Below are 18,335 nucleotides of genomic sequence, written 5' to 3' on the forward strand. Positions count from 1 at the left end.
GTAAGGTAAGGGGAGCGGCGGCGCGTCGCAAGACCGGTCCGTCGCTGACGGGCTCGAAGCGGAGGAGCGGTTCAGAAGGGTGAGCCGGGCAGCACCGTCAGCCACGGATGATGCGCGGCCAGCACCTTGTTGGCGCGGGCCAGGTCGGACAGTGCCTGCTCGCGGTCGGCCTGGTCCTCGATGCCGAGCAGGGGGCCGCGGAACCTGCGGATCTCGCGGGCCGCGCAGCCGGCGTCGAACTCCGCCCGGAGGATGTGCGGCGGAGTGCACGAACCGATCAGCGCGGCGACCCGGTCCGGGATCGGCACGGGGACGAGGAGGTGCGAGGCGGTCATGGGGCGTTCCCTCTCGGATGGTTGGCCAGGAGGCGGTGCACGGGGCCTGTCGCCTGATGAGCGGCAGGCTCCTTCCTGTGTACGGGAGGCGGTTCCGGATCTCTCGTCGGATACGTCTCCGTGTCGCAACCGTTTGGGACTGACCGTCTATTTCGCCTTACGCGCCGGTAAGTTGACCCGCCGCGCCGAACGTGATCCGGATCAGGGGGATGCGCCGGTGGAACGCGAGCGCAGGCGCAGCGCGCGCAGCACCGCCTCGGTGGCGAAACGGTGCTCGGGATCGACGAGTTGGTCGCCGAAGATGGTCTCCAGGCTCCGCATGCGGTAGCGCACGGTCTGCGGATGGACATCCAGCAGCGCCCCCATCTGCGCCGCGGTGCCCCGGGTGTCGAGCCAGATCCGCAGCGTCTCGACCAGCCGGTCACGGCGGGTCGCGCTGATCCCCGCGACAGCGGCCAGCTCCCGCTGGGCGAGCTGGTCCAGCAGGGCGGGGTCGGACAGCAGCCACAGGGTGGTGAGGTGGTCCTCGCAACGGATCAGCGGAGCGTCGTCGATCACGCCGGAGTCGACGAGCTCCAGTACTCGGCGGGCCCAGCGGATCGACTCGCAGGCCAGCGCCGTGGGGACGGTCAGCCCGATCGCCGCACGGCCGGCCGGCAGGGCCTGTTCGAGCATGGATCTTCGCGCGTCGTCCAGTGCTCCCGGGATCAGCAGGTGCGGCTGCGGGGCGCTGAGATCGACGAGGAGGTCACGGTCCGCGCCGAGCCGGTCCAGCTCCGCCGGGGCGCGGACGGCGATCAGGGTGACCTCCTCCGGCAGCGACCATCCGGCCTGCTCGCACAGATCGGCGATGGCGCTGCCCGGTGCCGGGCGCCCGGCGAGGATGAGGTGGAGCAGACGGCGGCGCAGCGCCTCGCTGTGCTCGCCCGACTGGGACTGCACTTCCAGGAAGCCTTCCCGGGAAAGCGATTCCAGTTCGCCGACGTACGTGAAGAGCGCGTCGGCGAAGCTCAGCATCAACGTGGGGGACAGGTGATAGCTCTGCCCGACCTTCTTCGCCCGCCGCAGCGCCACCCGTGCGCCCAGCCGGTAGGCCCCCTGGAGGGTGTCCATGCTCCGGCCCTCGTACGCCTCGAACCGTCCGAACCGCCGGCACATGTCGTCCCGGAGCGTGGTGGGGGAGGAGGGCTCGGCCACCAGATCGACGAAGGAGGCGAGGCTCTGCTCCACGCCCACCCGGATGGCCTGCCCGTTCGGGCCGTCGAGCAGTCGGGCGTATGCCGGATAGGCCCGGGTGACCTCGACGCCGATTTCCTTGATGAGGCTCGGCAGTTCGGGCCGCATGATCGCCGCGAATTCCTGGGGGAGTGGCCCCAGCGGGTCTTCGGTATCCATCGGCTGTATGAGATGTGCCATGACATGTCCCCTTGCTCTCGGCGCCCGGTGGTGGGGTGAGGCGGTGGGGGAAAGCGCTCCCACGAACCGGCAGGTGCGTACCAAGTTCGCGACGAAGATAGACCAAGGACCAGGCGCTGCACACCACTTGGACGAGATCGAAGTGCAGGGGGCACACATCCTGGCCGCACTGTGCGACTTCCGTGCAGGTCGGGCGGCACTGCGCGCTTTCGGACAATGAATTTCGGCCGCCTGCTCCGGCGATGACAACAAAGGTGCTTCGCGGCCCCCGAGTTGTTCCCGGTGCGGTCTCCACCGCGTCGGCCGACCCTTGTGGCGGCCGCGAGCGCAGACGGCTCACCACGGAGAACGTGGGTGAACGGCCTCTCCCGGGCGGGTGTTTCCGGCCGCTTGGCTGATTTGCGTGCCGTCCATGGGTGAACGGAGTCGGGGCTTCCGCGGCCCGTCGCTCCGGCGCCGCCGCGTACGCACCACGCGCGGGGTCCCGGTCGCCGGTACGTAATTCCGCGCCCTCGGATACGCATACCTTGATAAGGCGACCATGCGTCGATACTCATTTCCGGATCAAAAAGAGCGCGGCGTAAAGAATCTTATGCGGACGGATTGTGTCGCCCTGTTTCCCGCGAGTAACATCACGCATCGATCAATTCGGTCACAAATTTGCCCGAAATTTGATGCTCGGACACTCCGCCCCCGGGCCCACCCGAGGCTCCATCACCGTCGACGCTCGTCGCGGTGCGGGCATGCGTTGCAGAACCGGTCAACTTCGTGCACGAGGCCGCGCCACAGCGGCCGACAGAGGGGACGACATGAGATCCGATTCCAATCGAACCCGCGTAGGTCTGCTCGCGGCATTCACGGCGTTCAGCGCCGTGCTCTCCACCGGATCGGCCACCGCCGCCACCCAGCTCAACGGTGACTGGGCGCCCTTCGACCGCTGCCCGGTCGACGCGCCCGCCATGCTCGCCGCGGACGGCGTCAACACCATCGCCACCTGCATAGCGTCGAGCTCGGCCACCGGATCCATCACGCTGGGCAATACGGAGGTCTCCACCGGCCGCACCGATCTGCAGCTGGGAGTCATCCAGCGCGCCGGCGGCACCGCCTCGCTGGTGGCCCCGCCCGAGGGTGCGCTGACCGCGGACCCGGCGGAGATCCCCGGCGGGCTGATCGGGCTGATGTGCCCCAGCGGAATTCCCTTCGTATCAGGAATCTGCCGCCAGCTGACGGACAACAATCTCAACCGTGTGACGGCCACCATCGAACCGGCCGGAGCGCCGCGCGACTTCAATATGAGCGCCGCCTTCTCCACCGGTGAGCCCATTCTCACCATCCCGGTCCGCATCCACCTCAAGAATCCGTTCCTGGGTGACAAGTGCTACATCGGGACCACTGCGAATCCGGTGCTCCTGAAGCCGCAGAACGTGACGGCGCCGAGCCTCTCGCTTCAGCGGTTCTCGGCCGACGGGACCCCGAACGACGACGAGGGCGAGATGGGGCGCTACACCTTCGACGGCGCCGACCAGGGCGACGCGACCTTCGCCGTTCCGGGCGCCAGTGGCTGCGGCGCCGGCCTCCTGAACTGGGCGGTGAACCTCAAGACCGGTCTCCCGTCCGCCGCCGGGAAGAACAGCGTGACGCTGGACGCCACCACGACGTACTTCGGCAGCCCCTACGACCCCGCCGGCCTCGCGCCGGACGAGGGAAGGAAGCTGTCGGAATTCTGGCACTCCGCGAAGCGGTAGGCCCTCCCCCCCCGGACACGAGGAGGTGACGCGAAACCCGCCCACACGTCCACCCCCATGGACCCGCGGAGTGCCGCACCGTCCGGTACCGCGGACAACATGCAAGCACCCCAGTCACGTTCAGTCAGATCCCCAACGGGACGAGAAAAGGGAGTACCCCCATGTTCAAGCGAACCGGTGTCCTGACCGCGATCGGTGCCGCCGCGGCAGCCGTCATCCTGGCTGCCCCCTCGGCCGTCGCCGCACCGACCAGCTGGACGATCAGCCCGACCGGTGACTTCGAAGGCAGCGCCGGAGTGACCGTCCTGACCGACAACAACGGCAACAAGATCCAGTGTGCGTCCTCCGAAGCCTCGGGCAATGCTCCGACCTCCCCGGTCGCCGGCAGCCCGGCCAACCTCGCGTCCATCTCGGACATCTCGTTCAACTCGCCGTGCACCGGGCCGTTCAGCTCCACGTGGACGGTGTCCGCCACGCCGCCGTGGCAGATCTGGGGCCTGGACTACGCGGCGGGCGCCGGCACCAACTCCACGGGCCAGACGACCGGTGAGATCAGAGCGATCAAGGCGAAGGTGTCCGGGAACAGCATCCTGGGCCCCTGCACCTTCGACGTGACCGGCAAGGTCGCGGCCAAGTACAACAACCCGAGCGCGGGCGGCAGCAACGGCACCCTGAGCACCGCGGGCGGCGGGCTCACCCTGACCATCGCCAACAAGACCGGCGGCGGCTGCGGCATCGTCGGCACCTCCGCCAGCTTCCAGGGCCTGTACACCATCGTGAACACGGCGTCGGGCCAGTCCCCGGTCATCAGCGGGTGACCCACCGCCGATGACATTCCGTACGTGAGCGTCGTGCCCGGCCGTACGCACCCGACGGCCGGGCACACCCCCGTTTTCGCGCACCCGACGACAAGGACGCGACGGCGGACTGTCACTGTCTGCCAAAGTCCGCGGGCCACCGGTCCGATCGGGAACCCGGCCCTTCCCAGGCGTCGTCGGCGTGCGTACCGTACCCGTCGGTAGGGGGATCCGAAGCCCGGCCGATCCCGGTCGGCGTACGGCCGGACCCCGTTCGACGTCCGTTCGCGGTCCGCTCGGCCTCCGCCCACGGGACCGTCGCCGAGAAGCGGACCCGCTGTCCGCAGCCACCCCATCCTCCGGGGGGCTTGCCGGTCAGGCCGGGCTCGCGTGCCCTGGCACCGCACCTCGCGGCGTTGTCGTCGGTCGCCATGGCTCCGCCATGACTCCCTCCTCCGCATTGCGATGCACGGCACCAGACCCCGCTCCCTGACCCGGCCTGACCGACAAGACACCCCCTGGGCCCACGCGCGCCGGAAGGACACCTCCGTATGACCGTCGATGCACGCGCCGCAGCGAGACGACCGATCCACTGGGCCGTGGGCGGGGCGCTCGTCGTCGCCACCGCGCTCGTCCCCAGCGCCGAATCGGCCGCCGCGGAACAGAAGTCGGAGGTCGCCCTCCGCTACGCCTGCCCCTTCCCCTCCGGGCCCGAGGAGGTGGACGTCGTCGTCTCGGCGGTGCTCCCCACCTCGGTCCGTACGGGCGAGGAGATCCGCCCCGGCCAGGTCTCGGTGGACGTGAGCCTGCCGCCCACGGCGCTCGCCCGGTACCGTGACCTGGACGCCGAAACCCTGTCGGCCGTCGCGCGGCTCACCGTCCGCAACACCGTCGGCGACCGGTCCGCCGACGCCTCCTGGCAGGACCTGACCGCCCCGCCCGTCGCCCTGCCCGACGAGGGCGAACTGGCCCTGACCGCGACCGGGGACGTGCCGACGGTCTCCTTCGGCAGCTCCGGGCGCGCGACGCTGGCCCCCGCCGCGCTCGGCCTCTCGCTCACCTCCCTCACGGAAGACGGCGAGCCGACCACGCCCCCGGGACTCGACGCGGCCTGCGAACCGGTCCCGGGGCAGGAGCCCGAACTCGCCGCGGTCACGGTCCGCGGCGACACCGACCCCACGGCCCCCGCCCCCCGCCCCGGGGAGAGCGGCCCCGCACCGGAGCCGACGCCCGGCCGCCCGGACGAGGGCCTGCCACCCACCGCACGGGAGAAGGTCGACGCCCTCACCGACGAACGGCTCGAAGCCCTCGCCGACGGGGACCCGGGCAGCTGCCCGATCGAGATCCCGCCCGAATGGGTGATGACCACCGCGGAGACCTACGCGGCCGGCTACGCCAACGCCGCCAAGCTGGACGGAGCCGCGGCGCTGGGGCCCGCGTTCATGAAGGTGGTGCTGAACAAGCGCTACATCAACGACTCCTGCGCCTCGACCGTCGACGTCACGTCGGAGGTGAACTTCGACTACGAGGGGCGCCGCCAACTCCCTCCGACGAAGGCCACGTTCCTCACCTACGGATTCATGCCGACGACCGCGACCATGACGCTGGAACAGGTGGGCCCCCCGGCCGCGATCCACACCCACACGGTCACCAACACGCCGTCCTACCCCGAGGAGACGACGGTCACCGCCCAGCTCGTCATGCGGCTCTCCGACGTGAAGGTGAACGGGGTGCCCCTGGACGTGGGGCCCGAATGCCGCACGGGACGGCCCTTCGAGCAGGTGCTGCGGGGCTACGGCCAGAGCTATCCGCCGGCCGGCTACCTCGTGGCGTACGGCGGCACCCTGACCGGGTACGCCCACATCCCGCCGTTCGAGGGGTGCGGAGTGACCGAGGACCTCGACCCGATCCTCACCGCGGCCATCTCCAGCCCGGGCGAGAAGGCCGACAACTACACCAAGATGACCCAGGCGCCCCTGTGCGTGGCGACGAACCCGGAAGGGCCGGACTGCCCGCCCAAGGTGCCCGAGCCCGAGCGGTGACCACGGGCGGCGCGACGGCCGCCGACCGTGAGCACGACCGAGCCCTTCCGGTTCCACAGGACCGGAAGGGCTCTTCGTTTCTGGTCCCAGGGCGGGCCGCCGACCGTGTTGTTCCTCATCATCCGACAGGTTTGGCAGCCGGATTACTCACCCGACAACAATCCTGCGCAGCACATGAATTCTCGCCGAGGAAAATCTGTACCCAGTATTGCGAAGTCAGGTTACCGGCCCGTAGCGTCCCAGGCATGCCGATCGGAAGTGCCTGAGCGCCTGCTCGCCGGGCATGCTCGGTCCCGGTTCGCTCCGCTCCGGTACCGGGCCACCCCGGGGAGAACGTACCGGTGCTTGCGCAGATTTCGACAAGGACGGGAACCGGCCTTGTCACCGAATGACAAGTGATCCATTCTCAGCACCGCGTTCGTCGATCTCCGCTGTTCAACGGCTTGCCCCGGCGGTTTCGGCGGACATAACGTGCGCCCCCCGGTGCATGTGTGACGAGCCGCCATCGCCTTTCTCAGAGCCGGAGCGCATAACGATGAACACGTTCACCGCCACTTCGAGGGAGGGTCGATGGGAATCGAAGTAGTCGTCGAGGGCCTGACGAAGTCCTTCGGCAAGCAAAACATCTGGCAGGACGTCAGCCTCACCCTGCCCGCCGGTGAAGTGAGCGTCATGCTCGGTCCTTCCGGAACCGGAAAGACCGTTTTCCTGAAATCCATCATCGGGCTGCTCAAGCCCGAACAGGGACGCGTCCTCATCAACGGCGTCGACATGGTGAACAGCTCCGAGCGCGACATCATGGAGACCCGGAAGCTCTTCGGCCTCATGTTCCAGGACGGGGCCCTTTTCGGCTCGATGTCGCTCTTCGACAACATCGCCTTCCCGCTGCGCGAGCACACCCGCAAGAAGGAATCCGAGATCCGCCGCATCGTCATGGAGCGCATCGACATCGTCGGGCTCCTCGGTGCCGAGGGAAAGCTGCCGGGTGAGATATCCGGCGGCATGCGCAAACGGGCCGGCCTCGCCCGCGCCCTGGTCCTGGACCCGCAGATCATCCTCTGCGACGAGCCGGACTCCGGACTCGACCCGGTCCGCACCGCCTACCTGTCGCAGCTCCTCATCGACCTCAACGCGCAGATCGACGCGACGATGCTCATCGTCACCCACAACCTCGACATCGCGGCCACCGTCCCCGACAACATGGGCATGCTGTTCTGCCGCAACCTCGTCACCTTCGGCCCGCGCGAGGTGCTGCTCACCAGCGACACCCCGGTCGTCTCCCAGTTCCTCGCCGGACGCCGGGAAGGACCCATCGGCATGTCCGAGGAGAAGGACGCCGCCACCCTCGCCGCCGAGCAGCAGGGCGACACCGCCCTGCTGCACACCGGGCCCCGCACCGTCGTCCCTCAGCTGGAGCCCTCGCCCGGCATGCCCGTACGCCAGGGCGCGCTGCGCCGCCGGGAGCGGGTCACGTCGATGATGGGCCAGCTGCCGGAGGCCGCCCGTACGGCGATCCTCAACAGCTACACCCCGGCCGCGGGAGGTGCGCGCGCGTGACCGCCCCGATGCCGGTGCGGCCGCCCGAGCCGCCCGAGAAGCCCCCGCCGGCCACCGGCCCCGGGAGCCCCGCCCGCCCCGCTCCCGAGCAGCGCCGCCCGTCCCGGCTGCTCGCCCCGCTCCGCGAGACCGGCAAGCTGTTCGCCCTCGCCGTCGCGGTGGCCCGGGCCATCTTCCGCAGGCCTTTCCAGGTACGGGAGTTCATCGAGCAGTTCTGGTTCGTCGCCAGCGTCACGATCCTGCCCGCCGCCCTCGTCTCCATCCCGTTCGGCGCGGTCATCGCCCTCCAGGTCGGCTCCCTCACCCAGCAGCTCGGCGCCCAGTCCTTCACCGGCGGCGCCAGCGTCCTCGCGGTGATCCAGCAGGCGAGCCCGATCATCGTGGCGCTGCTGATCTCCGGAGCCGCCGGGTCCGCGATCTGCGCCGACCTCGGATCACGCAAGATCCGTGAGGAACTCGACGCGATGGAGGTCATGGGCGTCTCGCCCATCCAGCGCCTCGTCGTCCCCCGCGTGCTCGCCACCATGCTCGTCGCCGTCCTGCTCAACGGCCTGATCTCGGTGGTCGGCACGCTCGGCGGCTACTTCTTCAACGTGATCATGCAGGACGGCACCCCGGGCGCGTACCTCGCGAGCTTTTCCGCCCTCGCCCAGCTGCCCGACCTCTACATCAGCGAGTTCAAGGCCCTGATCTTCGGCTTCATCGCGGGCATCGTCGCCGCCTACCGGGGCCTCAACCCGCGCGGCGGCCCCAAGGGTGTCGGCGACGCGGTCAACCAGTCCGTCGTCATCACCTTCATGCTGCTGTTCTTCGTGAACATGGTCCTCACGGCGATCTACCTCCAGATCGTCCCCGCGAAGGGGAGCTGACCCATGGCGATGCTCAGCTGGCTCGACCGATCGGGCGACCAACTCACCTTCTACGTCCAGGCACTCGTCTGGATTCCGCGCACCCTGCGCCGCTATCTGCGGGAGGTGCAGCGGCTGCTGGCCGAGGTCGCCTTCGGCAGCGGCGGACTCGGCGTCATCGGCGGCACCATCGGTGTGATGGTCGCCATGACCCTGTTCACCGGCACGGTCGTCGGACTCCAGGGGTACGCGGCCCTCAACCAGATCGGCACCTCGGCGTTCACCGGGTTCATCTCCGCCTACTTCAACACCCGGGAGATCGCCCCCCTGGTCGCCGGACTCGCGCTCTCCGCCACCGTCGGCGCGGGCTTCACCGCCCAGCTCGGCGCGATGCGGATCAACGAGGAGGTCGACGCCCTGGAGGCGATGGGCGTGCGGTCCATGCCCTACCTCGTCACCACCCGGATCATCGCCGGAGTCGTCGCGATCATCCCGCTGTACGCGATCGGGCTGCTCTCCTCCTACGTCGCCTCCCGCTACATCACCATCTTCTTCAACGGACAGTCGGCGGGCACCTACGACCACTACTTCAATCTCTTCCTCTCCCCGCAGGACGTGCTGCTGTCGGTGCTCAAGGTGCTGATCTTCAGCGTGCTGGTGATCCTCGCCCACTGCTACTACGGCTTCCACGCCACCGGCGGACCGGCCGGTGTGGGCGTGGCGGTCGGACGGTCGGTGCGCAACGCCATCGTCCTCATCAGCGTCACCGACTTCTTCCTCTCGCTCGCCATCTGGGGCGCCACGACGACGGTGAAGGTGGCCGGCTGATGCCAGGATCCAGCACACGCACGCTCCGCCGGCGCCTGGCCGGAGTCACCTTCCTGCTGGTGCCCGCCGTCCTGGTGTGGGTCTCGGTCTCCGTGTACGAGAAGGACTTCACCGACGACGCCACCGTCACCGTCCGCACCGGCTCGGTCGGCAACGAGATGCACGACAACGCGGATGTGAAGCTGCGCGGAGTCGTCATCGGGCAGGTCCGCTCCATCGCCACCGACGGCGACGGCGCCCGCCTCACCCTGGCCATCGACCGGCACAAGCTCGACCAGGTGCCCGCCGACGTCACCGCCCAGATGCTGCCCACCACCCTGTTCGGCGCCCGGTTCGTCGCGCTCGTCCCGCCCCGCATCCCCACGGGCGGAGCCCTGCGGGCCGGTGCCGTCATCCCGCAGGACCGCTCCAGCAACGCCATCGAGCTGGAACAGGTCCTGGACAACGTCCTGCCGCTGCTGACCGCCGTGAAGCCGGAGAAGCTCTCCGCCACCCTCAACGCCGTCTCCCGGGCCCTGGAGGGCCGAGGCGAACGCCTCGGCGAGACGCTGACCACGCTGGACGGACACCTCAAGAAGTTCAACCCCCAACTCCCCACCCTCAACGCCGACATCAAGGAACTCGTCAAGGTGAGCACGCTGTACGCGGACGCCGCGCCGGACGTCCTCGACGCACTGACCGACGCCACGGTCACCAGCTCCACCCTCGCCCACCAGGAGGCACGGCTCGCCGGCCTGTACGGCACCACCACGGCAGCCGCGCAGGACGTCACCTCCTTCCTGCGGGAGAACAAGGACAACCTCATCCGGCTCTCCGCCGCCGGCCGGCCCTCCCTCGAACTCCTCGCCGAATACGCCGAGTCGTTCCCCTGCACCCTGCGCACCATGGCCGGCTTCGTGCCCGCCATGGACAAGGCGCTGGGCAAGGGAACCGATCAGCCGGGACTGCATGTTTCGGTCAAGTCCGTTCCCTCCAAGGGAAAATACGTCCCCGGCAAGGACAAACCGGTCTACAACGCCACCGGCGGACCGCGCTGCTACTCGGTGCCGTACGTCGGCAAGCACGTTCCGACCGCCGACACCCGCCGGGCCGCTGACGTCACCGCGCCGCCGCCGGCCCCGGACGACGGCGGCGACGGCACGGACGCCGCGCTCGGACTGCCCAACTCGCCTCAGGAATCCCGGCTGGTCAACGAACTTGTCGCACCCTCGCTGAAGGTCCGGCCAGAGGCCCTGCCCGACTGGAGCAGCGTGCTCATCGGCCCGGCCTTCCGCGGTGCGGAGGTGAAGCTCAAGTGAAACGCCGCTCGCTCGCGGGACCGGTCACCAAGTCCCTCGTCTTCATCATGGTCACCGTCCTGGCCACCACCGTACTCGGGCTCTCCATCGCCAACACGGGCGTCGGGGACACCACCACGTACAAGGCGCGGTTCACCGACGCCACCGGTCTCATCCCCGGCGACAGCGTTCGCATCGCCGGGGTGAAGGTCGGCCAGGTCGAGTCCGTGAAGGTCGCCGACCGGCGGGTCGCCGAGGTCGCCTTCGCCGTACGCAAGGGGCGCGCCCTTCCCGCCTCGGTGACGGCGTCCATCAAATACCTCAACATGGTCGGCCAGCGGTACGTCGACCTCGACCGGGGCCCCGGACCCGTCGGCCGGGCCTTCGCGCCCGGGGACACCATCCCGCTCTCCCGCACCACCCCGGCGCTCGACCTCACCCAGCTCTTCAACGGCTTCCAGCCCCTGTTCGAAGGACTGTCGCCGCCCGACGTCAACCAGCTCGCCGGCTCCATCGTCCAGGTCCTCCAGGGCGAGGGCGGTACCGTCGACAGCATCCTGCGGCACGTCGGCTCGCTCACCACCACCGTCGCCGCGAAGGACAAGGTGATCGGCGAGGTGATCAAGAACCTCAACACGGTCCTCAAGACGGTCAACGACCGGGAAGCGGGCTTCGACGACCTCGTCGTCACCCTCCAGAAGCTCGTCACCGGATTCTCCGGCGACCGCAAACCTCTCGGCGAGGCCGTCACCGCGATGGGCGCGCTCACCACCGTCACCGCCGACCTCTTCCACGACGGCAGGAAGCCGCTCAAGGACGACATCCGCGAACTGGGAAGGCTCAGCGGGCAGTTGGAGAAGGGTGCCCCGCAGATCGAGAACTTCCTCCAGAAGACCCCGGCCAAGATGGCGGCCATCAGCCGGCTGACGTCCTACGGATCGTGGCTCAACCTCTACCTCTGCGAAGCGAAGGTCAGCGGCGTCACCCATGACGACGGCAGCACGCCGCCCACCGGCATCGCGATCACCCAACCGAGGTGCCTGGCATGAGAATCACCCCCATCCGGGAACGCAACCCGGTCGCCGTCGCCGTCGTCGGGCTCCTCGTCCTGGCACTGGTCGGCCTGGCCGCCTGGCGTGCCGACTCCCTGCCCTTCGTCCGGGGCGGTACCTCCTACAGTGCCGACTTCACCGAATCCGCCGGACTCACCGACGGCGACGAGGTACGGATCGCCGGAGTGAAGGTCGGCGAGGTCACCGGCGTCTCCCTCGACGGCGCGAAGGTCCGGATCGACTTCCGGGTGAAGGACGCCTGGATCGGCGACTCCTCCACCGTCGGCATCGCCATCAAGACCCTGCTCGGCGAGAAGTACCTCGCCGTCGACCCCCTCGGCGACGTCCCGCAGGACCCCGGCTCCCGCATCACCGCGAGCCGCACCACCTCCCCGTACGACATCACCCAGGCGTTCAACGGGCTCGGGGAGACCATCGGCGAGATCGACACCGAACAGCTCGCCAAGAGCTTCGAGACGATATCCGCCACCTTCAAGGACTCCCCGCCCCACGTCCGCAGCGCCGCCGACGGACTCTCCGCCCTCTCCCGTACGGTCTCCGAGCGCGACGCCCAGCTCGCCACCCTGCTCCGCAGCAGCAAGCAGCTCACCAAGACGCTCGCCGGGAAGAAGAGCAGCTTCGAAACGCTCCTGGAGGACGGCAACCTGCTGCTCGGGGAGATCCGGGCCCGCCGCGACGCCATCCACCTGCTGCTCACCGGCACCCGTGACCTCGGCACCCAGCTCACCGGACTCGTCCGGGACAACGACAAGCAGCTCGGGCCGACCCTCAAGTCCCTCGGCCGGGTCACCGCCGTCCTGGTGAAGAACCGCAAGAGCCTGGACAAGGTCCTCGCGATGACCGGTTCGTACAGCCGGCTCGTCGGCAACACCCTCGGCAGCGGGCGCTGGTTCGACAACTACGTCTGCGGCGTCGTGCCCAAGAACTACCTTCCCGCCGGCACACCCCCGGCGACCGGATGCATGCCACCCCGGCAGCAAGGGGGCCGCTGACATGAGACGCACCCGCATCATCGGCATCACCGCCGGACTGGCCCTCGTCGCCGTCGCGGCGGGGACCGGTGTGAGCGCCCTGGAGGAGGACGGGAAGACCACCGTCACCGCCTACTTCGAACGCGCCACCGGCGTCTACGCCGGATCCGACCTGCGCGTCCTCGGCGTCAAGGTCGGCACCGTCGAATCCGTCGAGCCGCGCGGCGAAGAGGTGAAGGTCGTCCTGCGCCTCGACCGGGGCATCGACGTGCCCAAGGACGCCCACGCCGTCGTCGTCGCCCCCAGCCTCGTCGCCGATCGCTACATCCAGCTCGCCCCGGCCTACGACGGCGGCCCCCGGCTCGCCGACGACGCGGTCCTGCCCGCCGCCCGCAACGCCACCCCGGTCGAGGTCGACGAGCTGTACGCCTCCATCACCGAACTCTCCACCGCGCTCGGCCCGAACGGGGCCAACGCCGAAGGGGCGCTCGCCCGGCTGCTGGACACCGGGGCGAAGAACCTCGACGGCAACGGCAAGGCCATCGGGGAGTCCATCGAGCAGTTCGGCAAGGCCACCAAGACGCTCGACAAGAGCAGCGGCGACCTGTTCGACACCCTGGCCCACCTCCAGACCTTCACCACCATGCTCAAGGAGAACGACGGCAACGTCCGCAGCGCCGAGCAGCAGCTGAACACGGTCACCTCGTTCCTCGCCGACGACAAGAAGAACCTCAGCGCGGCCCTCAAGGAACTCGGCACCGCCCTCGGCCAGGTCAAGGCCTTCATCGCGAAGAACCGCGGAGCGCTCAAGAAGAACGTCGAGGCTTTGGTGCCCGTCACCCAGGCGCTCGTCGACCAGCGCGACTCGCTCGCCGAGGCGATGGACACCCTCCCGCTCGCCGCCGGCAACGTGCTCAACGCCTACGACCCGGCCAACCGCACCCTCAACGGGCGTACCAACCTCAACGAACTGTCCATGGGCGGACCGCTCGTCGACCCCGGGGCCGCCGCGGCGGCCGGCCGGCTCACCGGCCTCGCCCCCGTCGACGCGAACCGCCGCGAGGCCCTGCCCGTCCTGCCGTTGCCGGCGGTCGGCACGGTCTACGGCACCCCCGAGAAGCAGCCCGGCAAGCAGAAGGGGGCGCGACGATGAACGACGACGCCCGGCGCAGACCCGTCGTACGGGCCGCCGTGGGAGCCGTGGCCCTGCTCGCCACCGGCGCCCTGATCTCCCTGGTCGTGGTCCGCCCCGACGTTCCCGCCTTCACCGGCATCGAACAGTTCCCGCTGCCCGGCGGCGCGGACCTCGGCGACCGCCCGTACGAGGTGACCGCCGAGTTCGGCGACGTCCTCAGCCTCGCCCCGCAGTCCTCGGTCAAGGTCAACGACGTGTCCGTCGGACGCGTGACGAAGATAGCCCTCGCCCCGGACGGCTGGCGGGCCCGGGTCACCATGCGGGTCAACGGGAAGGTCGAGCTCCCCGCGAACGCCTACGCCCGCCTCGAACAGTCCAGCCTGCTCGGCGAGAAGTTCATCCAGCTCGCCCCGCCCCCCGAGGGCACCGCCCGCGGCTCGCTCGCCGCCGGCGGCCGCATCCCGCTCTCCCGCACCAACCGGAACCCGGAGGTCGAAGAGGTCTTCGGAGCACTGTCCCTGCTCCTCAACGGGGGCGGCGTCAACCAGCTCAAGACCATCACCACCGAGCTGAACAAGGCGCTCGCCGGACAGGAACCGCAGATCCGCTCCATGCTCAACCGGGTCGACACCCTCGTGACCAACCTGGACGAGAACAAGGGCGACATCACCAAGGCCCTCGACGGGGTCAACCGGCTCGCCGCCACCCTCGCCACCCGCAAGCAGGACGTCGGCACGGTCCTGACCGGGCTCAGCCCCGGACTCAAGGTCCTGGAGAAGCAGCGCGGCTCCCTGCTGACCATGCTGCGCTCCCTCGACACCCTCTCCACCGTGGCCGTCGACACGATCAACCGGAGCAAAGCCGACATGATCGCCGACCTCAAGGCGCTCGCCCCGACCCTCAAGGCGCTCGCCGACTCCGGCCAGGACCTCCCCGACTCCCTCCAGGTGCTGCTGACCTACCCCTTCACGGACGAGGTGCTGCGCGGCGTCAAGGGGGACTACCTCAACGTCTACCTGGATGTGACGGCCCTGCCCGGTACGCAGATCATCCCGCCGCTCATCCCGGACGAGCCCGGGATCCCGCTGCCTCCGGCCGAGGGCGAAGGCGCGGCGGCGGCCCGCAGCGCGCTCCCGCTGCCACTGCCCGCCGTGTCGGGCACGCCGAAGACCGAGAAGGAGGCGACACCGTGATCACCCTCGCCATCCGGCTGAAGAACCTCGCCTTCCTCGTCATCGCCGTCCTGGTCCTCGGCTATCTGGGCGTGCGGTACGCCGATCTCGGCCACTACGTCGGACTCCGCAGCTACTACACCGTCACGGTCCAACTCCCGCAGACGGGAGGCCTGTACACCCACTCCAACGTCACCTACCGGGGTGTCTCCGTCGGCCGGGTCGGCCCCATCGAGCTGACCGAGGAGGGCGTCGAGGCCGAGCTGCGGATCGAGAAGGACGCCCCGCCGATCCCGGACAGCCTCAGCGCCGTCGTCGCGAACCTCTCGGCGGTCGGCGAGCAGTACGTCGATCTGCGGCCCACCCGCAAGGACGGGCCCTTCCTGGGCAACGGCTCGGTCATCGACGAGGCCGACACCACCATCCCCGCGCCCCCGACCGAAGTCCTCACCAGCGTCGACGACCTGGCGAGCTCGGTGGACCTGGAGAGCCTGCGGACCGTCGTCGAGGAGTTCGGGGCCGCCTTCGAAGGGCGCGGCGACGACCTCCAGGTCCTGCTGGACACCGGGGGCGACTTCATCGAGGCCGCCGACAAGGCCCTGCCGGTCACCACCCGGCTGATGGCCGACGGCGAGCGCGTCCTGCGCACCCAGGCCGAACAGGGGCAGGCCCTCAAGGGCTTCGCCTCGGGGGCCAAGGAACTGGCCGCCGAACTCAAGGGCTCCGACGCCGACCTGCGCCGCCTCATCGCGACCACCCCGGACGCCGCCGTCCAGATCAGCGGACTGCTGCGCGACCTGGACCCCGCATTCGGCGTCGTCGTCGCCAACCTCCTCACCACCTCGGAGGTCGCGGTCACCCGCCAACGAGGCCTGGAGGAACTCCTGGTGAAGCTGCCCGCCGTCGCCGCCGCAGGAGCGAGCGCGGTCGACGACGACGGCGCCCGGTTCGGGATGTCCGTCACCTTCTTCGAACCGCTGCCCTGCACCGCCGGCTACGGCGGCACGGTCTACCGCAACGGCCTCAACACCTCGGCCGGGCCCGCCGTCAACACCGCCGCCCGCTGCACGTCCTCGCCCGGCACCGGCATCAACGTCCGGGGCAGCGCCAACGCCCCCAAGGGCGGCCCGGTGCCGAAGCCCGCCGTTCCCGGCTCGATGAAGCTGCCCGGAGCGGTGGCCGGCGGCCCCGCGACCGCACAGCAGCCGGCCGAAGGCATGGCCGGGCTGCTCGGCCTGGGAGGCGGCTCATGACCCCCCGCACCCGACGCCGGGCCGGCTGGGCCGTGCTGCTCGTCGCCGCCCTGCTCTGCGGCCTGGGGGCCTGGTCGTACGGGCAGGCGCGCGGAGACCGCTCCCTGTCCTACGCGAAGGCCCGCGACACGGCCCTGACCGAGGGCAAGCGGCATCTCGCGACGCTGAACAGCCTGGACGGCGAGAACGCGAAGCGGGTCGACACCGGGCTGCGGGCCTGGCTGGACTCCTCCACGGGCCCGCTGCACGATCAGCTGAAGCGGACCAGGAGCACCGACGCGAAGTCCCTGACGACAGCGGGCGACACGGCGCGGGGCAAGGTCACATCGGCGGCGCTGACCGCACTGGACGACCGCACGGGCACGGCGGAACTGATCGCCACCGTGGACGTCGAGGTCACCCCGCGCACCGGTGCGCCCGGCACCCAGCGCAAGCGGTTCGCGGCGACCCTCGCCCGTACGGCCGACGGCTGGAAGGTCAAGGCGCTCACGGCCATCGGAACGGGCGGCGCCGGATGAGGCCGCGGGGAGGAACGCCGACGGTGAACAGCACGACGACGGACGCCACGGACGCCACGGACGTGGACCCGGACACGACGGGAACCGACCCGGAGGAGGACCGCGCCGACAGCCCCGGCAACGGGTCCGGCGACCAGGAGGCCGAAGAGGCCGAAGAGGCGGAAAAGGCGGAAGAGGCGGAAGAGGCCGAAACGGCCGCGGGGGACATGGGGGACACGGGGGACGCGTCCCCCCGCCGGTGGCCGCGCGTCCTCGGCGCGCTGCTGACGGTCGCCCTGATCGCCACGGGTGGCGCCCTGTACGCCGAGGGACGACACCTGCGCGACACTCCGGCCACCGCGAACCTCGCGCTCACCGACGCGGAGGCGACCGTCCGCGTCACCGGAGACGTCAGCAGCGCCCTCGCGAAGATCTTCTCGTACGGTCCCGCCGCCACCGCCGCCACCAGGGCGGCGGCGAAGGAGGTCCTGGCGGGCAAGGCGCTCCAGCAGTACGCGGCACTGTTCGGCCAGGTCGAGCGGCAGTCCACCGACCAGAAGCTCACGCTCACCACCGAGGTCGTGAAGGCCGGGGTGACCCGGCTGACCGGCAGCAGCGCCCACCTCCTGGTCTTCCTCGACCAGGTCTACGAGCGCCGGGACCGCGCCCCCACCACCGCCTCCGCGCAGCTCATGGTGACCGCCGAACTGCGTGACGGGCGCTGGTGGATCGTCGAGATCGGCTCCACATGACGGCGGGCCGGAAGCGATGGCGCACCGGTCCGGTTCGGCAGGCAGGGGAGAGGCAGCACATGGCACGGGAGCGGACAGCACCGAGGGACGCGGCACCGGCGGGGGCGGGACGGGCGGGAACCAGGAATCCGCTGGTGATCGCCGCGCTGGCCCTGGCGGTGTGCGCGGCCGGAGCGGCGGGCTGGGGCGGCTGGCTGCGCTACGAGGCCAGGCACGACGACGCGGCGTCCTTCGCGCAGGCGCGGGACGACGCGCTGGCGGCGGGCGAACAGGCGGTGCAGAACATGAACACCTTGGATCACCGCTCGCTGAAGAAGGGGCTCGACAGCTGGGAGCAGTCCACCACTGGTGATCTGCACCGGCAACTCATCGACGGCCGCGACGCGTTCGCCAAGCAGATCGCCGAGGCGAAGACGGTGAGCACCGCCAATGTTCTCTCCGGTGCGGTGACCGAGCTGGACCAACGGGCGGGCCGGGCGGGGGTGATGGTGGCGCTCCGGGTCACCGTGACCGCGCCGAAGGGCGAACCGGCGGTGAAGGAGAGCCGGTTGCTCGGAAGCCTCACCCGGACCGCCGAGGGGTGGAAGCTCAGTGCGCTGGGCCAGGCGCCCGTCGGCGGTACGGCCGGCTGACCTCC

General features: G+C 70.0%; 17 protein-coding genes. 15 read left to right on the plus strand and 2 right to left on the minus strand.

Translation table 11 applies throughout. The features are described 5' to 3' along the window. Nucleotides 1-71: 71 nt before the first annotated feature. Nucleotides 72-335, minus strand: a complete 264-nt coding sequence (locus B9S58_RS16525; RefSeq protein WP_103532868.1) for a hypothetical protein — start codon at nucleotides 333-335, stop codon at nucleotides 72-74. A 201-nt stretch (nucleotides 336-536) separates the two neighbouring features. Beyond that, on the minus strand, nucleotides 537-1,751 hold the full coding sequence (locus B9S58_RS16530; RefSeq protein ID WP_103532869.1) for a helix-turn-helix domain-containing protein: 1,215 nt from the start codon (nucleotides 1,749-1,751) through the stop codon (nucleotides 537-539). Nucleotides 1,752-2,560: 809 nt separating this feature from the next. Here B9S58_RS16530 and B9S58_RS16535 point away from each other — a divergent pair. From B9S58_RS16535 to B9S58_RS16605, 15 genes are all read left to right on the plus strand, one after another. Continuing rightward, on the plus strand, nucleotides 2,561-3,496 hold the full coding sequence (locus B9S58_RS16535) for a hypothetical protein (protein ID WP_103532870.1): 936 nt from the start codon (nucleotides 2,561-2,563) through the stop codon (nucleotides 3,494-3,496). 161 nt (nucleotides 3,497-3,657) lie between these two features. After that, nucleotides 3,658-4,314, plus strand: a complete 657-nt coding sequence (locus B9S58_RS16540) for a hypothetical protein (RefSeq protein ID WP_103532871.1) — start codon at nucleotides 3,658-3,660, stop codon at nucleotides 4,312-4,314. A gap of 530 nt (nucleotides 4,315-4,844) precedes the next feature. Continuing rightward, nucleotides 4,845-6,335 carry a DUF6801 domain-containing protein gene (locus B9S58_RS16545; RefSeq protein WP_103532872.1) on the plus strand — a complete coding sequence of 497 codons (1,491 nt, stop codon included), beginning with the start codon at nucleotides 4,845-4,847 and terminating at the stop codon, nucleotides 6,333-6,335. Between the two features lie 570 nt (nucleotides 6,336-6,905). Further along, entirely contained in the window at nucleotides 6,906-7,892 is a 987-nt protein-coding gene (locus B9S58_RS16550; RefSeq protein ID WP_103532873.1) for an ABC transporter ATP-binding protein, read from the plus strand. Beyond that, nucleotides 7,889-8,761, plus strand: coding sequence for an ABC transporter permease (locus tag B9S58_RS16555; RefSeq protein ID WP_103532874.1), 873 nt, complete (start codon nucleotides 7,889-7,891; stop codon nucleotides 8,759-8,761). The genes B9S58_RS16550 and B9S58_RS16555 overlap by 4 nt, the downstream gene beginning before the upstream one ends. A 3-nt stretch (nucleotides 8,762-8,764) precedes the next feature. Continuing rightward, entirely contained in the window at nucleotides 8,765-9,568 is an 804-nt protein-coding gene (locus tag B9S58_RS16560; protein ID WP_103532875.1) for an ABC transporter permease, read from the plus strand. Beyond that, nucleotides 9,568-10,866 carry an MCE family protein gene (locus B9S58_RS16565; RefSeq protein ID WP_103532876.1) on the plus strand — a complete coding sequence of 433 codons (1,299 nt, stop codon included), beginning with the start codon at nucleotides 9,568-9,570 and terminating at the stop codon, nucleotides 10,864-10,866. The genes B9S58_RS16560 and B9S58_RS16565 overlap by 1 nt, the downstream gene beginning before the upstream one ends. Then, nucleotides 10,863-11,894 (plus strand): MCE family protein, encoded by a 1,032-nt coding sequence (locus B9S58_RS16570; RefSeq protein ID WP_103532877.1) that lies wholly within the window; start codon nucleotides 10,863-10,865, stop codon nucleotides 11,892-11,894. The genes B9S58_RS16565 and B9S58_RS16570 overlap by 4 nt, the downstream gene beginning before the upstream one ends. Further along, nucleotides 11,891-12,910 carry an MCE family protein gene (locus B9S58_RS16575; protein ID WP_103532878.1) on the plus strand — a complete coding sequence of 340 codons (1,020 nt, stop codon included), beginning with the start codon at nucleotides 11,891-11,893 and terminating at the stop codon, nucleotides 12,908-12,910. The genes B9S58_RS16570 and B9S58_RS16575 overlap by 4 nt, the downstream gene beginning before the upstream one ends. A 1-nt stretch (nucleotide 12,911) precedes the next feature. Continuing rightward, a complete protein-coding gene (locus tag B9S58_RS16580) occupies nucleotides 12,912-14,042 on the plus strand; it encodes an MCE family protein (protein WP_103532879.1) in 1,131 nt (376 codons plus the stop codon). Next, nucleotides 14,039-15,217, plus strand: a complete 1,179-nt coding sequence (locus tag B9S58_RS16585; RefSeq protein ID WP_103532880.1) for an MCE family protein — start codon at nucleotides 14,039-14,041, stop codon at nucleotides 15,215-15,217. Before B9S58_RS16580 ends, B9S58_RS16585 begins: the two co-directional genes overlap by 4 nt. Beyond that, nucleotides 15,214-16,449 carry an MCE family protein gene (locus tag B9S58_RS16590; protein ID WP_103532881.1) on the plus strand — a complete coding sequence of 412 codons (1,236 nt, stop codon included), beginning with the start codon at nucleotides 15,214-15,216 and terminating at the stop codon, nucleotides 16,447-16,449. Before B9S58_RS16585 ends, B9S58_RS16590 begins: the two co-directional genes overlap by 4 nt. After that, nucleotides 16,446-16,967, plus strand: coding sequence for a hypothetical protein (locus B9S58_RS16595; protein WP_103532882.1), 522 nt, complete (start codon nucleotides 16,446-16,448; stop codon nucleotides 16,965-16,967). The genes B9S58_RS16590 and B9S58_RS16595 overlap by 4 nt, the downstream gene beginning before the upstream one ends. Before the next feature lie 206 nt (nucleotides 16,968-17,173). Beyond that, a complete protein-coding gene (locus B9S58_RS16600; RefSeq protein ID WP_258044644.1) occupies nucleotides 17,174-17,698 on the plus strand; it encodes a hypothetical protein in 525 nt (174 codons plus the stop codon). Nucleotides 17,699-17,757: 59 nt separating this feature from the next. Further along, complete coding sequence (locus B9S58_RS16605; RefSeq protein WP_103532884.1) at nucleotides 17,758-18,330, plus strand: hypothetical protein; 573 nt, start codon at nucleotides 17,758-17,760, stop codon at nucleotides 18,328-18,330. The last annotated feature ends 5 nt before the right edge of the window (nucleotides 18,331-18,335 follow it).

The organism is Streptomyces sp. SM11 (genome assembly GCF_002910905.1).
GTDB lineage: Bacteria > Actinomycetota > Actinomycetes > Streptomycetales > Streptomycetaceae > Streptomyces.

Bases quoted from the DNA above. Each gene is read 5' to 3' on its own strand.
- B9S58_RS16525 (WP_103532868.1), bottom strand. From the start codon at position 335: ATGACCGCCTCGCACCTCCTCGTCCCCGTGCCGATCCCGGACCGGGTC.
- B9S58_RS16530 (WP_103532869.1), bottom strand. From the start codon at position 1,751: ATGGCACATCTCATACAGCCGATGGATACCGAAGACCCGCTGGGGCCA.
- B9S58_RS16535 (WP_103532870.1), top strand. From the start codon at position 2,561: ATGAGATCCGATTCCAATCGAACCCGCGTAGGTCTGCTCGCGGCATTC.
- B9S58_RS16540 (WP_103532871.1), top strand. From the start codon at position 3,658: ATGTTCAAGCGAACCGGTGTCCTGACCGCGATCGGTGCCGCCGCGGCA.
- B9S58_RS16545 (WP_103532872.1), top strand. From the start codon at position 4,845: ATGACCGTCGATGCACGCGCCGCAGCGAGACGACCGATCCACTGGGCC.
- B9S58_RS16550 (WP_103532873.1), top strand. From the start codon at position 6,906: ATGGGAATCGAAGTAGTCGTCGAGGGCCTGACGAAGTCCTTCGGCAAG.
- B9S58_RS16560 (WP_103532875.1), top strand. From the start codon at position 8,765: ATGGCGATGCTCAGCTGGCTCGACCGATCGGGCGACCAACTCACCTTC.
- B9S58_RS16565 (WP_103532876.1), top strand. From the start codon at position 9,568: ATGCCAGGATCCAGCACACGCACGCTCCGCCGGCGCCTGGCCGGAGTC.
- B9S58_RS16575 (WP_103532878.1), top strand. From the start codon at position 11,891: ATGAGAATCACCCCCATCCGGGAACGCAACCCGGTCGCCGTCGCCGTC.
- B9S58_RS16580 (WP_103532879.1), top strand. From the start codon at position 12,912: ATGAGACGCACCCGCATCATCGGCATCACCGCCGGACTGGCCCTCGTC.
- B9S58_RS16585 (WP_103532880.1), top strand. From the start codon at position 14,039: ATGAACGACGACGCCCGGCGCAGACCCGTCGTACGGGCCGCCGTGGGA.
- B9S58_RS16595 (WP_103532882.1), top strand. From the start codon at position 16,446: ATGACCCCCCGCACCCGACGCCGGGCCGGCTGGGCCGTGCTGCTCGTC.
- B9S58_RS16600 (WP_258044644.1), top strand. From the start codon at position 17,174: ATGGGGGACACGGGGGACGCGTCCCCCCGCCGGTGGCCGCGCGTCCTC.
- B9S58_RS16605 (WP_103532884.1), top strand. From the start codon at position 17,758: ATGGCACGGGAGCGGACAGCACCGAGGGACGCGGCACCGGCGGGGGCG.